The sequence below is a fragment of the Microthrixaceae bacterium genome (assembly GCA_016702505.1).
Taxonomy (GTDB): domain Bacteria; phylum Actinomycetota; class Acidimicrobiia; order Acidimicrobiales; family Iamiaceae; genus Aquihabitans.
On sequence record JADJDU010000003.1, the window covers coordinates 528259 to 545214 of the forward strand.

The 16956-nt window shown below is 64.0% G+C and carries 16 protein-coding genes and 1 tRNA gene; 5 read left to right on the forward strand and 12 right to left on the reverse strand.

Annotation, left to right across the window (positions count from 1 at the left end):
- Window positions 1-5: 5 nt before the first annotated feature.
- The gene (locus tag IPG97_05560; GenBank protein MBK6856026.1) at window positions 6-776 is read left to right on the forward strand and encodes a histidinol phosphate phosphatase; all 771 of its coding nucleotides are present in this window, start codon (window positions 6-8) and stop codon (window positions 774-776) included.
- Between the two features lie 3 nt (window positions 777-779).
- On the opposite strand, the gene IPG97_05565 is transcribed toward IPG97_05560, so the two are convergent.
- The 12 genes from IPG97_05565 to dnaA all read right to left on the reverse strand — a co-directional run bounded on the left by IPG97_05565 (window position 780) and on the right by dnaA (window position 14783).
- Complete coding sequence (locus tag IPG97_05565; GenBank protein MBK6856027.1) at window positions 780-1292, reverse strand: hypothetical protein; 513 nt, start codon at window positions 1290-1292, stop codon at window positions 780-782.
- A 93-nt stretch (window positions 1293-1385) separates the two neighbouring features.
- Window positions 1386-2174, reverse strand: a complete 789-nt coding sequence (locus tag IPG97_05570) for a sigma-70 family RNA polymerase sigma factor (protein ID MBK6856028.1) — start codon at window positions 2172-2174, stop codon at window positions 1386-1388.
- 467 nt (window positions 2175-2641) lie between these two features.
- Complete coding sequence (locus tag IPG97_05575; GenBank protein ID MBK6856029.1) at window positions 2642-3616, reverse strand: Gfo/Idh/MocA family oxidoreductase; 975 nt, start codon at window positions 3614-3616, stop codon at window positions 2642-2644.
- The gene (locus IPG97_05580; GenBank protein MBK6856030.1) at window positions 3616-3753 is read right to left on the reverse strand and encodes a hypothetical protein; all 138 of its coding nucleotides are present in this window, start codon (window positions 3751-3753) and stop codon (window positions 3616-3618) included. The genes IPG97_05575 and IPG97_05580 overlap by 1 nt, the downstream gene beginning before the upstream one ends.
- Window positions 3754-3786: 33 nt before the next feature.
- Window positions 3787-3860, reverse strand: a tRNA-Ile gene (locus IPG97_05585).
- A gap of 170 nt (window positions 3861-4030) precedes the next feature.
- Window positions 4031-4636, reverse strand: a complete 606-nt coding sequence (locus tag IPG97_05590; protein ID MBK6856031.1) for a DUF3566 domain-containing protein — start codon at window positions 4634-4636, stop codon at window positions 4031-4033.
- An 871-nt stretch (window positions 4637-5507) separates the two neighbouring features.
- On the reverse strand, window positions 5508-7985 hold the full coding sequence (gene gyrA, locus IPG97_05595; GenBank protein ID MBK6856032.1) for a DNA gyrase subunit A: 2478 nt from the start codon (window positions 7983-7985) through the stop codon (window positions 5508-5510).
- Between the two features lie 50 nt (window positions 7986-8035).
- Window positions 8036-9928: a DNA gyrase subunit B gene (locus tag IPG97_05600; GenBank protein MBK6856033.1), complete on the reverse strand. Its 1893-nt coding sequence runs from the start codon at window positions 9926-9928 to the stop codon at window positions 8036-8038.
- Between the two features lie 318 nt (window positions 9929-10246).
- Complete coding sequence (locus IPG97_05605; GenBank protein ID MBK6856034.1) at window positions 10247-10582, reverse strand: DUF721 domain-containing protein; 336 nt, start codon at window positions 10580-10582, stop codon at window positions 10247-10249.
- Between the two features lie 193 nt (window positions 10583-10775).
- Complete coding sequence (locus IPG97_05610; GenBank protein MBK6856035.1) at window positions 10776-11855, reverse strand: DNA replication/repair protein RecF; 1080 nt, start codon at window positions 11853-11855, stop codon at window positions 10776-10778.
- A gap of 22 nt (window positions 11856-11877) precedes the next feature.
- Window positions 11878-12975, reverse strand: a complete 1098-nt coding sequence (dnaN, locus tag IPG97_05615) for a DNA polymerase III subunit beta (protein ID MBK6856036.1) — start codon at window positions 12973-12975, stop codon at window positions 11878-11880.
- 338 nt (window positions 12976-13313) lie between these two features.
- A complete protein-coding gene (gene dnaA / locus IPG97_05620) occupies window positions 13314-14783 on the reverse strand; it encodes a chromosomal replication initiator protein DnaA (protein ID MBK6856037.1) in 1470 nt (489 codons plus the stop codon).
- Window positions 14784-15116: 333 nt separating this feature from the next.
- Here dnaA and rpmH point away from each other — a divergent pair, with 333 nt between their 5' ends.
- From rpmH to IPG97_05640, 4 genes are read left to right on the forward strand one after another with little or no spacing between them, the layout of a single operon-like run.
- A complete protein-coding gene (gene rpmH / locus IPG97_05625) occupies window positions 15117-15251 on the forward strand; it encodes a 50S ribosomal protein L34 (GenBank protein ID MBK6856038.1) in 135 nt (44 codons plus the stop codon).
- A complete protein-coding gene (gene rnpA, locus IPG97_05630; protein MBK6856039.1) occupies window positions 15248-15598 on the forward strand; it encodes a ribonuclease P protein component in 351 nt (116 codons plus the stop codon). The genes rpmH and rnpA overlap by 4 nt, the downstream gene beginning before the upstream one ends.
- 5 nt (window positions 15599-15603) lie before the next feature.
- Entirely contained in the window at window positions 15604-15885 is a 282-nt protein-coding gene (gene yidD, locus IPG97_05635; protein MBK6856040.1) for a membrane protein insertion efficiency factor YidD, read from the forward strand.
- Window positions 15885-16955 (forward strand): YidC/Oxa1 family membrane protein insertase, encoded by a 1071-nt coding sequence (locus IPG97_05640; protein ID MBK6856041.1) that lies wholly within the window; start codon window positions 15885-15887, stop codon window positions 16953-16955. Before yidD ends, IPG97_05640 begins: the two co-directional genes overlap by 1 nt.
- Window position 16956 lies beyond the last annotated feature (1 nt).

Sequence of the window (16956 nt, forward strand, 5' to 3'; positions counted from 1 at the left end):
GCCCCATGTCTGCCCCGATCGATCTCGCTCTCCTCGACACCGCTGTGGCGCTGCTCCGCCAGGCCGGTGAGCTGACCCTCGAGTACTTCCGCCACCCCGATCTCGCCATCGACTCCAAGGGCGACGGTACGCCGGTGACCGTGGCAGACCGGGCCGCCGAACGCATGCTGCGCGAGGAGCTCGAGAGCCGGTTCCCCGAGGACGGGATCCTGGGTGAAGAGGAGGCGGAGAAGATCGGCACGTCCGGTCGGCGTTGGATCATCGATCCGATCGACGGGACCAAAGCCTTCACCCACGGCGTGCCCCTGTACACCAACCTCCTGGCGCTAGAGGACGGGAACGGCATCGCCCTCGGTGTCATCAACGTGCCCGCCCTGGCCGAAACCGTCTACGCCGGACGAGGCCTCGGATGCTTCTGCAACGGCGAACGCGTGTCGGTCAACCAGCACCCCACCGTTGCGGGCTCCTATCTGACCTCCAGCGGCCTGTCCCCTTGGTCTGACGACGAGCTGTTGCGAGCCAAGCACGCGGGCTACAACCTTCGTACCTGGGGTGACGGGTACGGCTACGTCCTGGTCGCCACCGGACGGGTGGAAGCCATGTACGACCCCAAGGCCGAGCTCTACGACGTGGCTCCGATGCCGGTGATCCTGGCCGAGGCCGGTGGCCGCTTCACCGCCATCGACGGCAGCCCCAGCCCGGACCGGGGCAGCGGCCTCGCCACCAACGGGCTGATCCACGACGAGACCCTGGCCATCCTCCGGGGTGAGAAGTAGGCCTCAGCGCAAGAAGTCGAGCAGGTCGGGCATGCGCAGACGCGCAGCAGTACCCAGCACTGCTTCGAACGCGGCCCCCTGAGCCAGCCGGGTCAGCTCGGCGTCGCCAGCGTCGCCCATCGCCGCGGGATCAGGTCCCCCGGCTGCCACCCTTGGCCTCTGCAATGTCTCCAGACCCAATCGGGCCTCGTTGGAGTTGAGGTGGGCGGTCACCTCGATCTCGGCCACCAGCGAGGTGAGACGGTCGTGATGGTCCCTGAAAATCCCAGGCCACGGCTCGGGCGCCTCGGCAGCCAGGTCGCGCAGCGTCACGCCCGGACGATGCTGGGAGACGGTGGCAGCCCGCATCAGATCCAGCTCACGAGCCCTTGTGCGGGCCCGCTCTACCTCCCGGGTCGCTCGGGACAAGAAGCGTCGTTCCCCGTTCTCCAACAGGAGCCGCGTCGCCACCAGCTTGAACAGAAGGGTCTCCAGGACCTCTTCTTCACGCTCGAGAATGGCGTTGATTCGCTCCATGGGACACTTCCATCGGCCCCGCTTAGCGGGGGGTGAGGCAAACGAGCCGATTGCACCGCCACCTGGAAGTCAGGTGGAGACCATGGCGGCCAATCAGGCCGTAGCGGCCTCTTCGCCGATCCGGGCATGCCACGGGGAGGCATCGGCGATGGCGTTGGCGTATCCGGCCTTGCGTCGAGCCACCCGGCCTTGGGGCCGTTCCACGACCTCTTCGGCGGCAGCGCCGTACTGGGCCGAGATTCCCTCACGGAGCATCTCCAGCGCCTCGGAACGGAGCTGAGAGATCCGTGACTCGGTCACCCCGAGGTGGCTGGCCAGCTCCTGGGACTTGCGGCCTTCGAGGAAGTAGCCGGCCACCACGATGCGATGACGCTCCGGCAGCAAGTGAACCGCGTCGCGCAGGTAGGAATGCAGCTCACGGTTTTCCAGCTCCTCGGACGGCTCTCGGGTGGAGTCGTCGGTGAGAACCTCGACCAGGGTCAGGTCTTCGTCCCCGTCGTTCACGTCGTACTCGAGCGCCAGGACCACCGAGCGGAACATCTTGTCTTGGAGGCGACGAAGCTCCTCGGTGGTGACACCCAATGCTTCGGCGGTCTCCTCCGAGGACGGCATCCGCCCCAGATGGGTGGCCAGGCGCTGTTCGATCGACTCCAGGCGGCGAGCCAGGTTGCGAACCGACCGAGGAGCCCAGTCTGCTGCCCTGACTGCGTCGAGGATCGCCCCCCGGATCCGCTGAGCTGCAAATCGGTCGAAGGGTACGCCCCTCGACTCGTCGAAGCGTTTGGCTGCCTCGACCAGTCCCAGGGCCCCGGCAGTGGCCAGCTCTTCCCGATCGACGTGTCGAGGGAAGTTCACTGCCACCTGAAACACAACGTGCCTCACCAGTGGAAGGTGCTGTTCGATCAGTTCATGAACGGAGGTTTCTCCGGTTCCTTGCATGTTTCGCCCTTCCCCTCGAGCTGACCCGTGTCCAGTGGGTCATATGAACTACGGACCTCGCGGCCGAACACTTGAGCACAATTGCGCGAATCCAACCCGAAAATCGAGAGGACTTGAGACAAATGATCCAAATGGACCATACGAGTGACCAAGCTGGCTGGTAACCGTGTGCTAACTGCAGTACGGCTCTTCGATGTGTTCTCGGTCACTTTAGTTGCCCGAAACATCTCTGTGCGGAGCTGTGGTAGCATCATTGTCACCGGCAGTGGCCAAAGTGGTTGCTGAAGTTGCCTCCGGCGATGCTGGCAGCAAATCGGCACGACCGAGGTCATCACCGCGGCAGATTTGGCCCATCCGCAAGCACCTTGGGTCCTAGTTCGATCCGCAGACCGGGGCGGATCGGCAGACGGTCAGGCGAACCGGGCCACCTTGACACCTCTTCGGGCCAGTTCTCCCAACAAGCCAGGGGCATCCACCAAGCTCGCCAAGCCAGCAGCCCCCACGATCCTGGTCCGGCCCGCACCCACCTCGACCGCGGCCAGGGCCGCCACCGCTCCGCCCGCCACACCGGGACGGTCCATCGCGCCCAGAACCGACACGTCAATTCCCTCAGGACCGCGGCCGCGTATCTCCACCCGCAGCGCGCCAAGTCCACCCTCGGGATGGGGGCGACGCGCCATCGGGAATCGGGCGGTGAGGCGATCTCGCCTTGTCGCCGCCAGTCGGGCCGTAACCCTTCCCACACCGGGGAAGGCGGGAACCAGGAGCAGGGCATCGGATAGTTCAGCCCGGTAGCAGTCGGCTCCGCCGATCGGATCAGGAAACCAAACCAACTCTCGTCCGGACCCGGCTCGACGCTGTTGCCACCCGCCGTCACGCCAGTCGATGGCCTCTCCGCCCAGGGCGGCATGGTGCTGGCGGGCACAAGAAGGCCCGCCTGTTCCCAGCCGGGCAACATGGATCTCGTCGACGGTGTCGAACCGGTCGGCACCAAACCGAGCCAGAACGCAGCTAAGACCGGGCGAGAACCCCGCACCGACCGCCACCGTGACCCCACGCGCCTCAGCCTCGGGCCCGAGATCCAACAAACGTCGGGTCTCACTGACATCGTCGGTGGTGCAAACCACCGACGATCCCCGACCAACCAGGGTTTCGGTCATGGCGGCCTGCGTGCCGACCGGAGTGGCAACAAGCACGACGTCGGCGTTAGGAAGACCATCGCCTAGGGCGTGGCTCTCGGCCTTGGCGCCCAAGGAAGCCACCACCTCAGACATTCGGTCGGGTTTGGGGTCGGCCACCACCACCGACTCCACCTCGGCCGTGGACGCCAACTGACGGGCCGCCCGCGTACCCACGGCCCCTAGGCCGACCACCGCGACGCGCATCAGCGCAGCTCGGAAGGATCCAGCTCGCGCCACCCACCCCGCTGGGGTGGGGTACCTCCAGAACCTCGGAGACGAAGGACCGCGGCCACCCCACCCGCCACCCCTAGGGCCACCAACGCTCGGCGGATGAGGGTCACTGGGGTGTCTCCCGGGTGGATTGACGGTCTTCGTGGGGCTAGCTGGAATCGAACCAGCGACCTCACCCTTATCAGGGGTGCGCTCTAACCGACTGAGCTATAGCCCCGAGCGGGGGCCGACGGTAGCGGGTCAGGCCGGGGTGATGCGAACCGTTGACCGACGTTGGTGCTCGCGCCCATTCCACTGGGCCAACAGGCCTGTCCGAACATGTCCACGCCTGGCCCGACTCGTCCAACCCGACTCACCTCCACGGTGAATCGAAAGACTCCGACTCGCTCAGCGAGAGGGTGGACGTCGGCGTGGTCTTGGGTCTTCCTCGATCACGACGAACCTGATGCCACCGGTTGCCTCGCTGATCACGTTGACCAAAGCTGTGGTCAAGACGGTGACGGTGGTAGCGGCCAAGACACCGATCGCACCGATCATGGCGCATGCCCGCCACATCTGATCGCCGTAGAACCGGTAGTTGTCCAGTCCAACGTCGGACATGAACGACTGGACCTTGTCTATCTGTCCGCTGGAGTAGGCCAACCCCCACAGCAACGCCAAGGTGGCCATCACCGCGGCATAGAGGCATGTGTACAGCACGATCGACAACTTGAGGACAGACCACAGGTCGATCCGCCGTACGACCCTCCTAACCCGTCGACCCTGACGACGACCCACCCGAACGACGTCTGGATCAGCAGGCCGCTCTCGCCGGGCTCGGGGCGGCGAGAGCGTCCCACTGTCTTGTTCTGGTGATCGCATCTCCGATGTGGCGCCAACAACCGACGTCACCGGCTCATCGACCAGAGCAACTGTGGAGTCAACCTCGGGAGCCGACAAGGCCCCCGAGGCAACGCCCAAGACCAGGTCGTCAGCCGAGGTAGCTGCATCCAAACTGATGAAACCCGCTCCTCCACCGGCGTCTGACCCTGAGCCATTGGAGTGAGCTGCGCCATCCCCCACTGGCCGAGGTGTCCGCTTTGGACCGGCCTCACCGGAACGGTCAGCGTCAGAGCGCGACCTTCGGGGACCAGGAGCGGGATGCACCGGGTCAGTCTAGGAAGCACCGCGATGCCCCTATGCATCATCGCCGACTCCTTGAGCCGGGATGAGCGGACCGCTCAGTAGGTGAGGAGGCGAGCCGAGCCATCAGCACGACATGGTTCAACCGACGGCGAAACCTCCATTTGATCAACGTCGCAGCGACGACGACTGGGCCCATCCGCCAAGGGACCTCGTGACCAGGCTCGTCGAGCTGATGGAGGATCCAGTCGACCCGGGCTCCACGGTATATGACCGAGGTTGCCACCTAGCTCTGGCCACGGCCGTGTGGCCGGACCTGGTCACCGTGACCTCGACATCGAGGCCGTCCTGTACGAAACCGGTGAGGACTGACCCGTTCGCGGCGGCAACTCTTTCGGCGCCAGGCCGGCCGTCCTCGGCGCCGGCTAGGGCACTGGCGTCCGCCGCGGCTTGGGCCGCGGCGGATCGGGCAGCGGCTCCGCCCACCCGAGCTACGCCGTATCCAACCAAGGCCGCCAGCACCAGAGCCACCGCCAGCAGCAGGCTCACCGAGCCGCTATCTCGGTTTGCTCGGCGCTGTCGAGCTCGTCGTGCAGCTACATCGACGTGGACTGGTTGATCAAGCATTGGAGATCCCTTCGCGGGTCACCCTCAGTCGAGGGCCATGTACCGGGGAAGGTCTCTCGATGGCTAGTGGCAAGATCACCTCTAGCCCGGCTCTGGGCGCAGCGGCGCCCAGGCCTCACTCGTCGTCGGCGTTGAGCACCGGAGCCACCGCGGCCACCGTGCGATCACCTTCCACGTTCATCACCTTCACCCCGGTGGCGTCACGACCCTGGGACGAGATGTCTCGAACCGGCATCCGGGTGACCACACCATCTGAGGCGATGGCGAAGATCTCATCGTCCAGGCCGACCATGAACGCAGCAACCACGATGCCCTTCTTGGCGGTGAGCTTGATACCCCGCACGCCTTGGCCACCACGGTTCTGGTTGTTGAACTTGTCCAACTGGGTCCGCTTGCCATAGCCGCCGTCGGTGACGATGAGGATGGCGGTGTCGTCTCGCGCGACGTCGCACGACACCACCTCGTCACCAGCCTTCAGCTTCATCCCTCGAACCCCGGCGGTGGAACGACCCATGGGCCTCACGTCGTCCTGTCCGTAACGGATGGTCATGCCGGTTCGGCTCACCATGAAGATCTCGTCCGAGTCGTTGACGGGGATGACCTTCACCAGCTCGTCACCATCGCGGAGGTTGATGGCTATGAGGCCCGCACGCAGCGAGGAGTCGTACTCGCTGAACCGGGTCTTCTTGACCTGGCCGTTGCGGGTGGCGAAGAACAGGTACTGGTTGGTCTCGTAGTCCCGGGTGTCGATGATCGCCCTGATCTGCTCCTCGGGCTGGAGCGGGAGAAGGTTGACGATTGCCGTCCCCCGGGCCGTGCGGTCCTTCATCGGGATCTCGTGGGCCTTGAGTCGATAGACCCGTCCGAGGTTGGAGAAGAACAACAGGTAGGCGTGAGCTGTGGTGGTGAGGATGTTGGCTATGTAGTCCTCGTCTCGGAGCTTGGCGCCCGCCACACCTCGGCCCCCGCGTCCCTGGCTCTTGAAGGCGTCGGCGGCCACGGTCTTGATGTAACCCCGGGCGGACATGGTGACCACGAGGTCCTCGTCGTCGATCAGGTCTTCGATGTCTATGTCTCCCACATCGAAGGTCACCTGGGATTTGCGGTCCGACGCGTACTTGGCCCGGACCTCACCCAATTCGTCCTTGATCACCTGGTGCAACACCTCTCGGTTGGAGAGGATCGCCTCCAGTTCGGCGATGGTGGCCCGCAGCTTCTCCATCTCCTCCTCGAGCTGGGCCCGGCCCAAGCGGGTGAGCCGGTGGAGCTGCATGTCCAAGATGTACTCGGCCTGCACCTCAGAGAACTCGAATGGAGCAGCCTGAAGCGCGGTACGGGCCGCGTCCTTGTCTGCCGATGCCCTGATAGTGGCGATGATCTCATCGATCAGGTCCAGCGCCTTGAGCAGACCCTCGACGATGTGGGCCCGTTCCCGGGCCTTGCGCAGCCGGTACTCCGAGCGTCGGGTGATGACCTCGACCTGGTGCTCGATGTAATGGAACAGCACCTCGCGAAGGTTGAGGGTGCGGGGAACCCCGTCCACCAATGCCACCGTGTTCACCGCGAACGAAGTCTGGAGCGGTGTCCGCTTGTAGAGGTTGTTGAGGATCACCAAAGCCGGGGCGTCACGCTTGAGGGTGATCACGATCCGGGTCTGACCACCCGAAGACTCGTCGTTGGCGTCCGATATCCCCTCTATCTCGCGGGCTTGGACCAACTCACTGATCTTGGCCAGAACGGAACGAGGGCCGACCTGATAGGGCAGCTGGGTGATCACGATGCGGTCACCACCCCGCTTGGTCTCCTCGATCTCACACACCGCCCGCATCCGGATCGAGCCCCGACCCGTGCGGTAGGCATCCATGATCCCCGACCGCCCCATTATCAGGGCACCGGTGGGGAAATCTGGTCCCTTCACAAACGCCATGAGGTCGTCGGGAGTGGCGTCAGGGTTGTCCATCAGGTGGACCGTGGCGTCGATGACCTCCCCCAGGTTGTGGGGCGGGATATTGGTGGCCATACCCACCGCGATTCCCTGACCCCCGTTGACCAACAGGTTCGGGATGCGGCTCGGCAACACCGCCGGTTCCTGGAACTCGCCGGAGTAGTTGTCGACGAAGTCGACGGTCTCCTCTCCGATGTCTTGGAGCATCGACATGGCCAGGGGATCCAACCGACACTCGGTGTATCGGGCGGCGGCCGGGCCGTCATCGGGTGATCCGAAGTTGCCGTGACCGGCTACCAACGGATGGCGCAAAGAGTGCGGCTGTGCCATGCGGACCAGAGCGTCGTAGATGGCGCTGTCTCCGTGCGGGTGGTACTTGCCCATCACCTCGCCCGTGACGCGGGCGCACTTCATGAACGGCCGGTCGGGGCGGGCGCCCACGTCGTACATGCCCCACAGGATCCGACGATGGACGGGCTTGAGACCATCCCGAACGTCGGGAAGGGCCCGCGAAACGATCACCGACATGGAGTAGTCGAGGAAGGACCGCTCCATCTCCTCTTCGATCTCGATTGGTTCGATCAGCCCGTAGGCGGTGACCGTAGGGTCGTTTCCTTCGGTCTCGGTGGGGATCTCGTCGTCGGACATTGCTGGTGGGCTACCTCAGAATCGGGGGGGCGGAAGGACGGCGCGCTGGGTCAGATGTCGATGAAGCGGGCGTCTTTGGCGTTCTTCTTGATGAACTCCTTGCGAGCCTCGACGTCGTCTCCCATGAGGGTGGAGATGGCGGCGTCAGCGGTGGCCGCCTGTTCGACGGTGACCTGGAGGAGGGTGCGCGAAGACGAGTCCATTGTGGTGCTCTTGAGTTCTTCCCAGTCCATCTCGCCGAGGCCCTTGAGTCGGGCGAACTCCTTGCGATGGTTGGGGTTGTCGGCCAGGAAGGCGGCCTTGGCCGCATCGTCCTTCAGGTAGATCTTCTCCTTGCCCACCACCGTCGAATACAGGGGGGGTTGAGCGATGTACACGTGGCGGTGCTCCACCAACTCCTTCATGTGGCGGAAGAAGAAGGTGAGCAACAAGGTGCGGATGTGACTGCCGTCGACGTCGGCGTCGCACAACAAGATGACCCGGTCGTAGCGGGATTTGGTGACGTCGAACTCCTCGGCCCCGAACCCGGCTCCGATGGCCGAGATCAACGCCTGGACCTCGGTGTTCTTGAGCATCTTGTCCAGCCGAGCCCGCTCGACGTTGAGGATCTTGCCTCGGATGGGAAGGATCGCCTGGGTTCGAGGATCACGGGCGCTGGTGGCTGACCCGCCCGCAGAGTCGCCTTCCACTATGAACAGCTCGCATTCGCTGCGATCCCGGCTCGAGCAGTCCCGCAACTTGTCGGGCATGCCAGCACCGTCGAGGGCACTCTTGCGACGAGTGGCGTCACGGGCGTTGCGGGCCGCGGCCCGAGCCCGCTGGGCGTTGATGCCCTTCTTGACGATCTTGTTGGCCTCGGTCGGGTGCTCCTCGAACCAGTCGGCCAGCTTTTCGTTGGTGGCCTTTTGGACCAAGGTCTTGATCTCGGGGTTGCCGAGCTTGTCCTTGGTCTGGCCTTCGAATTGGGGCTCTCGCAGGCGTACCGAGATGATCCCGGTCAGGCCCTCTCGCACGTCTTCGCCGCCGAGGTTGGGGTCCTTCTCCTTGAGCAGCCCCTTGGCCTTGGCGTACTTGTTCACCACGGTGGTGAGTGCCGCCCGGAAGCCCTCTTCGTGGGTTCCGCCACCGATGGTTGCGATTCCGTTGGCGAAGCTGTGGAGCCCGTCGGCCTGGTAACCCTCGTTCCACTGGAACGCGATCTCCACCTCGGCTTCTTCGTCGGTGGCCTCCAGGTAGCCGACGCGGCTGAACAACGGTGTCTTGGTGGAGTTGACGTGCTTCACGAAGTCGATGATCCCGCCCGCGTACTTGAACACCACCGGCTCGTTGTCGTGGCCCTCACGTTCGTCTTTGAACCGGATCTCCAGACCCTTGTTGAGAAACGCCATCATCTGGAACCGTTCCAGCATGGTGCGAGCCACGAACTCGGTGGTCTCGAACAGCCCACGGTCGGGCCAGAAGCTAACGGTGGTTCCGGTGCGCCCCCGTGGGGAATCCCCCACCACCTCGAGCTTGGTCTTTTTGGCTCCGCCCTCGGCGAACTCGATGCGATGGCGCTTTCCGCCTCGATCTACTTCGACCACGACCTTCTCGGACAAGGCGTTGACCACCGAGACACCCACGCCATGCAGCCCGCCCGAGACCTTGTAGCCGTCTCCACCGAACTTGCCGCCGCCGCCGAGCTTGGTGAGCGCGATCTCGACACCGGTCAGCTTGAACTCGGGGTGTACGTCGGTAGGGATGCCACGACCGTTGTCGATCACCCGACACCCGCCGTCGGCGAGGATCGTGACGTCTATCCGGTCACAAAAGCCGGCCATGGCCTCGTCGACAGAGTTGTCGACCACCTCCCACACGAGGTGGTGAAGACCGGACACGCCGGTTCCACCGATGTACATGCCTGGGCGCTTGCGGACGTGGGCCAGACCTTCGAGGATGGTCATGGAACTAGCGGAGTACGACTGGCTCGCGGGGGCCACGGCGCGACCTTTCAAAACCGAGGGGAGAGGCGGTGTGCGTCTTCCTGGAATGCCGACGCCATAAGGCTTCTCGGCGGGTCACCGGGGCGCATCACGATGCTCTCAGCCTACCACGCCACCATGACGATCAGGACCATCCCACCGGCCTCATCGACTTGGGCGCACCCAATGCTCACAACGTTTTGGGCCGAACTGGAGGCGAGCTGATCGGCGAGCCGACTCATGAGTACGGCATGGCTAAACCGAGGGGAAGCCGCGGCCTGATCAACCGTGCAGCGAGGGTCACCGTCGACCGACTCGGACCGACATTGCCGTCACCTGACCTGGTCCCACCAGAGATTCGATTCGGGTGACGATCTCGGCCTCCGCCCACTTGAGGTGGCTAGCCCATGCCGGCCCATCGGTCACCACCCGGAGGCAACCGTCCTCGATAGACACCGGCTGAACGTGGGCGGCCACCTCGACCCCGACCAACTCGCTCCAGCGGTCGTGGATCAACACCACCGCGTCCACCGAGGGGCCACCCAACCCTGCGAGCACACCGTCGAGCAGGTCGGCCAGCGGAGATGGGCCCGGACCCGAATCACCACCCGGTGTTGGTAACGGTGACCACGGCACCGGTCCATTGTGGCCTACGGATCCGCCATCTTGGGCGGCCACCGGTGGTGTTCGACTGTCCGACGAAGTGGAACCGGTGAACAGGCGGGGGTTCGGGGCAGAGCCCTTTGCGGCGGAGCCCCCGAACATTCCGAGATGGGCTTGTCGGTCCTAGCAGCGAAGACGTCGGCCGCCAGGTCGGCGGCCGACGCACTCAGCCGAGGGAGACCACACCAGCGTCGACCCGCAGCACACGGCCCGGAACCGCCCCGGTCGGCAAGGCACCGGCGGTGGTCAGGATCGTCTGGCCCGGCGGCAGGGAGCGCAGCAAGGCATCGCTCCTGTCGGGGTCCAGCTCGGAGAACACGTCGTCCAGCAACAGGACCGGCGATGCGCCGGTTCGAGCCCGAACCACTTCATGGGTGGCCAAGCGCAAAGCAAAGGCCAAGGACCGTTGCTCTCCTTGAGATGCGTGGGTGCGGGCCGGCAGACCGTTCAAGGCCAGCTCCACGTCATCACGATGGGGACCTACCGTGGAGACTCCCCGTCTGAGGTCGTCGCGCCGTGCCGCGGCGAGTGCCGTAGCCAGGCCTGATTCCAGCCACCACGGCTGGTAGGTAGCCGTGACCGGCGATGGTCGGCGCGCCAGTTGGTCGTAGGCCTCGGCCAGCACCGGTGCCATTTCTTGCACCAGCTCTATTCGCGCCTGGGCGACCGCTTCACCCGCTACGGCCAACTTGGCATCGAACACGTCAAGGGTGGTTTCCAGCTCGGAGTTGAGTCGACCGCCAGCCTGTTTCAACAGTGCGCCACGCTGGCGCAGGATCCGGTCCAGGTCGCTCTGTTGTTGATCGTGGCGGGGATGCAGGCTGACCAACACATCGTCCAACAACTTGCGCCGCTCCCCGGGGGAGCCTTTGACCAGCACGAGATCATCGGGCGAGAAGACCGTGACCCGCAATGCTCCCAGCAGATCTCGCGCCCGTCGGAGCGGCTGGCGGTTCAGTTGGGTTCGGTTTCGGCCGTTGGCCACCAGCTCGGCTTCGAGCAATAGCTCTCGTCCTTCACGCTCAGCGCGGGCCCTCACAATGCCACGAGCTGCCCCCACCCTCACCAGGGCTTCTCCCGGCGCACCTCGAAACGAACCCAGGGTGGCGAGATAGGCAACGGCCTCGATCAGGTTGGTCTTGCCCTGACCGTTGGCTCCGACCACGGCGGTGAGCGTCGGATCGAAGGAGACCTCGGCCTCGTGATAGCAGCGGAAGTCGCTCAGCCAGAGTTGGTCGATCCTCACATCACGCTCGGAAGGCGTGTGATCAAGAGACCCTGACGGGCATGATCAGGTAGAGGAACTCCTCGGCTCCCTGAGCCCGGATAACCGCTGGCTTTTGGGCGTCGACGGTGTGGAGGGTGATCTCTTCTCCAGGCGACACCTCCACGCCGCTGAGTAGGTAGTCGGGGTTGAAGGCCACGGTGAGGTCTTCGCCCGAGTACTCCGCGTCGAGTTGTTCGTTGGCCTGGCCCACGTCTTGGGTGATGGCTACCAGTTCCAGGCCGTCTGAGCTCATCACGAGCCTCACCGGAGTGTTCGCTTCCCTGGCCATCAGCTTCACTCGCCTAACCGCTTCGACCAGGCTCTCACGGCTAACGGTGAGCTGGTTCGGATGGCTGGCCGGGATCAGGCCTCGATAGTTGGGGAACTCACCCTCGATCAGGCGGGTTGTAAGGCGAAGGTCGCCCACCTCGAAGGATGCCTCGCGCTCACCGAGGCGAAGGGTCATCTCCTGCTCCGATCCCAAAAGCCTCTCGAGCTCCCTGAGGGCACGAGACGGAACGAGCACGCTCTGGCCTTCACCCATGACCGAGGTGCCAGGGATGTCCCTCACTGCGAGACGGTAAGAGTCGGTGGCCACCAGGCGAAGACCACCGGATTCCGCCGCGAGCAACACACCGGTCAGGATCGGTCGGGCATCGTCGGCGCTGGCTGCTGGGACGACTTGGTGCAGCGCAGTGGCGAATTCTCCAGCCGAGATCGTGACCGCATCATCGGCGGGCATGGTCAGTCGTGGAAACTCATCGGCGGGTAGGAGACGGATCGAAGACTCAAATCGCCCGGCGACGATGGTGGCCTCGTCTGCTTCACAGGAGATCTCAACTCGGGGATCTCCAAGGGACTTGACCACGTCGAGAGCGATCTTCGACGGGAGAACGGCCACGCCATCACGCTCACCCGCTACCTCGATCCTGGTTTCAATGGTGAGCTCCAGGTCGCTGCCGGTGAGCTTGAGCTGGTTGCCGGTGAGCTCGGCCCGGACGCCGGACAGGACCGGTAGAGAACCGCCTCGGTTGGCGACGGCCCGACCGGCGGCGCCGAGGGCTTCAACGAGTCGGTCACGCTCACAACGGAACTTCACGAGGACTGCTCACTTTCTCCGGAGAGGTGCGTGTAAAGAAGTTGATGGTGGTGGTAGGGGGTGTGGATTGTGGACAACGGCTCAACCGTGCAGGTCAGAGCCGGTGCCGGGTGTTCCCGTTTCATCCCCAGCGTTCCACAGCGAACAGGTGGGAGCGGGGATGGCTGGGGAACACGGGACCCTCGATCCCCAGATGATCCTGTCCTGGCTACCGGTTTTTCCCAAGCGTTCCACAGGGTAATCCGCTCACCAATTGGCGCTACCCCCAGATCCCTGTGGACAACAGTGGAAAACTGTTGTGACGGCAGACACCGTACACCAGCGCTTTCCATGCCGTTTCAGCCACCCTTGCGTATCTGTTGCACCAGCTCGGAGACCTGGTCGTAGATCTGGCGACGTTCCTTCATGAGGGCTTTGATCTTCTCCACCGCATGGATCACCGTGGTGTGATCACGTCCACCGAACTCACGAGCGATGGCGGGGTAGGACAGATCGGTCAATTCTCGGAAGACGTACATGGCAATCTGGCGAGCGGTTACCAGCGGTCGACTACGGCTCTTGCCCTTGAGATCCTCGACGGTGAACTCGAACATGGTTGCGGTGGCTTCCAGGATCACTTGGGGCGTGATGGGTCTGGGCTGACGATCGCCGAGGATGTCGTGGAGGTGGCGTTCGGCTTTCTCCAGGGTGAGCGGTTCCCTGTCCAGATTGGCCAGCGCCGATACCCGGTTCAGCGCACCCTCTAGCTCGCGGATGTTGTCGGTGATGTTCGTGGCGATGAACTCGAGGACCTCATCGGGAATCGCCACCGTCTCGCCCTCGGCCTTCTTGCGCACAATGGCAAGGCGGGTCTCGAGGTCTGGCGGCTGGATGTCGGTGATCAGACCGCCCTTGAACCGGCTACGAAGCCGGGCCTCCAACGTCGAGATGGCGTCGGGTGGACGATCCGAGCACAACACCAGCTGCCTTCCACCGCCGTGGAGAGCGTTGAAGGTGTGGAAGAACTCCTCTTGGGTCTCCTTGCGGTTCTCCAAGAACTGGATGTCGTCGACCAACAAGACGTCTACCTCGCGGTAGCGCTTCTTGAAATCAGCCGAGGTCTTGTGACGGATCGACTCGATGAACTGGTTCAGGAACGTCTCGGTGCTGACGTAGCGAACGACGTAGTGGGGGTAGTTGACCTCTATGTAGTGGCGTATGGCGTGAAGCAGGTGCGTCTTGCCCAGACCAGCATCGCCGTAGATGAACAGCGGGTTGTAGGAACGCCCAGGCGTCTCGGCCACCGCAAGGGCAGCGGCATGGGCAAATCGGTTCGAGGGCCCGATGACGAACGCCTCGAAGGTGAGGTTGTTGTCGTCTATGAGCCCAGGCCCCGGTATCGGTGTCTCCTCGGTTGGACCAACGATCGCAGGGGGAGCGCCGAGCAAGGCATCTAGAGGATCATCGAACAGGGTCGGTTCGGCCGCGTCGGGCTGGACGGTGAGCTCGATGGTGAGGGGCTCGCCGGCGCTGTCGCGGGCGATGTCCTCCACCAACGACATGTAGCGGTTCTCGACTCGGTCCTTGACCACCGCGCTGGGAACCGACAAGACGAACGTCATGTCCTCAAGAGATATGGCGGTTATGTCCTGGAAGGTCGATCTCCAAACCGCATCGGAGACCTGGGCCTGCAGGGCGGTTTGGCACGTCGCCCACAGGTGCTGCGCATCTGGTGCCACCGTGTGGACCGTCCCTCCTGATAACAGTTCCACAGCTAGTCCACAAACTGTGGAAAAGAAGGCTAGAGACGTCTGCCGGGTGGCGGACATCTCGAGCTGTGGATGCTGTGGGCGAGACACGGTACTTCGTGCCCCGGCTGGAGAGCGGACCGTAGCACCGTGTTGGACCGGGCGTGCAAGAAGGCTTACGCGCCGGAGGAATCGACAGTCGCACAGGCCCTTCGATGCGACGTCGAGGGAGACCACGATCGCTTCCTGAGGACCTGAGCTCGGGTTCGTCGGTTGCCTGTTTGGTGGCCCAAGGCGTAGCGTTGTCGGACGTTTCGCGCGTCGGGGTCGTTCCCGTGCACGAATCAACACAGCCGGTGTCACGTCTGACACCAGGTCGGGCGCTGCCGCTCGGCCCCGAGGAGGATTTCCGACGTGAAGAGAACTTTCCAACCCAACGTCCGCAAGCGGGCCAAGAACCACGGTTTCCGTAGCCGTATGTCGACCCGAGCCGGTCGCGCCATCCTGCGCAATCGTCGCCTCAAGGGCAGGGCCCGGCTGTCGGCCTGATCGGCCGGATAACCGACCGCCGCACCTTCGAGGCCCTCCGCCACCGCGGAACGAGGGTACGCAGGGGACCTCTGGCCCTCGTGTACTTGCCCGAACCTCTCGACGGAGCGCCTCGCACCCGGGTGGCTTTTGCCATCACCCGCAAGGTTGGCTCGGCAGTGGTTCGAAATCGCCTCCGGCGACGGCTCCGAGCCGTGTTGACAGACATGGCCACGACCCTGCCACCAGGGGCGCTGCTTGTTTCGGCCAGCGTCGGAGCGGTGGAGCGGAGTCCCGCCGAATTGAGAGATGACGTGGTCCGCTTGCTTGAGACGCTCCAAATCCAGTTATGTCGGGACCGGCCATGAGCGTCATGGCCCGAGCCTTGCGCGCTCTGATCCACTCCTACCAGGTCGTTCGAGCCGGTAGGCCGTCTCCGTGTCGGTTCATCCCGTCCTGTTCCGCCTACGCCGCTGAGGCCATCGAGTCACACGGCGCGGGTCGGGGTTCATGGCTGGCGGTGAAGCGAGTCTGTCGTTGTCACCCCTGGGGTGGACACGGCTGGGACCCGGTTCCCGAGGCGAACAAGGCCAACTTGGGTGTCAGCGGTGCGCCCAACCCATCTGACCACCTCACCGAACGGACGGTCGCCTGATGTACAACGTCATAGCCAGGCCCTTGCAGTTCTATTACGAGCTCTGGCCCAGCTACGCCGGCGCCATCACCCTGCTCACGCTCACGGTGATGTTGGTACTGCTGCCCCTCACCCTCAAGGGCACGCGGTCGATGCTGGCCATGCAGAAGCTCCAGCCCGAGCTGAAGAAGCTTCAGAACCAACACCGCGACGATCGGCAGAAGCTGAACGAAGAGGTGATGAAGTTCTACAAGGAGAACAACATCAACCCCCTCTCGGGTTGCATGCCGCTGCTCCTACAGATGCCGATCTTCATCATCCTGTACCGGACCCTGCACGACCTGCTGTGGCGTGCGTCCTCGGGGTTCGACCTAGGCGCGGCCGCAGCCAGAGCCGCGAACGGGGTGAAGGGCGGGGTCTGGGAGCAGTACGGCAACTTCGCTCCCAAGCACCTTGATCCCACCTCTCAGCTCTACCAGGACCTGACCAAGACCAACGAGATGTCCTCGCTGGGCATGAACCTCGCCCAGTCGGCCCAGCAGGCCATGTCGGATGGGGCTGGGGTTGCGGCTCCCTACATCTTGTTGGTGATGGCCGTGGCCGGTACCAGCTACTACCAGCAGCGCCAGATCGCGGGCCGACCAGGCGCGGCCCAAGTGAATCCGCAACAGCAGATGCTCCTGAAGATCATGCCGGTCTTCTTCGCCTTCATCTCGCTGACACTCCCGGCAGGTCTGGTGGTCTACTTCCTGGTCTCCAACCTGTTCCGCATAGCTCAGCAGGCTTTGATCACCCGCACCATGTACAAGGATCACCCCGGAACGATTGAGACCACCGCCACCGATACTGACGAATCGTCAGCTAAATCCGGGGGTGGGATCTTCGCCATGATCAAGGAACAGGCCAACGCCAGCTCCAAGGCACGTGAAGACCTCCAGAAGTCGAAGTCCACGGGTCAGGCTGTCTCCAAGCAGAGCAGCCAACCCAACTCCAAACCGTCCGGAAACCAACCGGCTGGGAAGGGCGGCGCACCGAGTCGGAGCGCCCCCTCCCAGGCCAACCGGTCCAAGGCCAAAAAGAAGCGAAGGTGAT

What these genes read in the sequence shown, in the direction of transcription:
- dnaA (MBK6856037.1), bottom strand. Translation starts at nt 14,783, where the DNA reads ATGTCCGCCACCCGGCAGACGTCTCTAGCCTTCTTTTCCACAGTTTGT.
- IPG97_05565 (MBK6856027.1), bottom strand. Translation starts at nt 1,292, where the DNA reads ATGGAGCGAATCAACGCCATTCTCGAGCGTGAAGAAGAGGTCCTGGAG.
- IPG97_05560 (MBK6856026.1), top strand. Translation starts at nt 6, where the DNA reads ATGTCTGCCCCGATCGATCTCGCTCTCCTCGACACCGCTGTGGCGCTG.
- IPG97_05600 (MBK6856033.1), bottom strand. Translation starts at nt 9,928, where the DNA reads ATGACCATCCTCGAAGGTCTGGCCCACGTCCGCAAGCGCCCAGGCATG.
- IPG97_05575 (MBK6856029.1), bottom strand. Translation starts at nt 3,616, where the DNA reads ATGCGCGTCGCGGTGGTCGGCCTAGGGGCCGTGGGTACGCGGGCGGCC.
- IPG97_05640 (MBK6856041.1), top strand. Translation starts at nt 15,885, where the DNA reads ATGTACAACGTCATAGCCAGGCCCTTGCAGTTCTATTACGAGCTCTGG.
- yidD (MBK6856040.1), top strand. Translation starts at nt 15,604, where the DNA reads ATGGCCCGAGCCTTGCGCGCTCTGATCCACTCCTACCAGGTCGTTCGA.
- gyrA (MBK6856032.1), bottom strand. Translation starts at nt 7,985, where the DNA reads ATGTCCGACGACGAGATCCCCACCGAGACCGAAGGAAACGACCCTACG.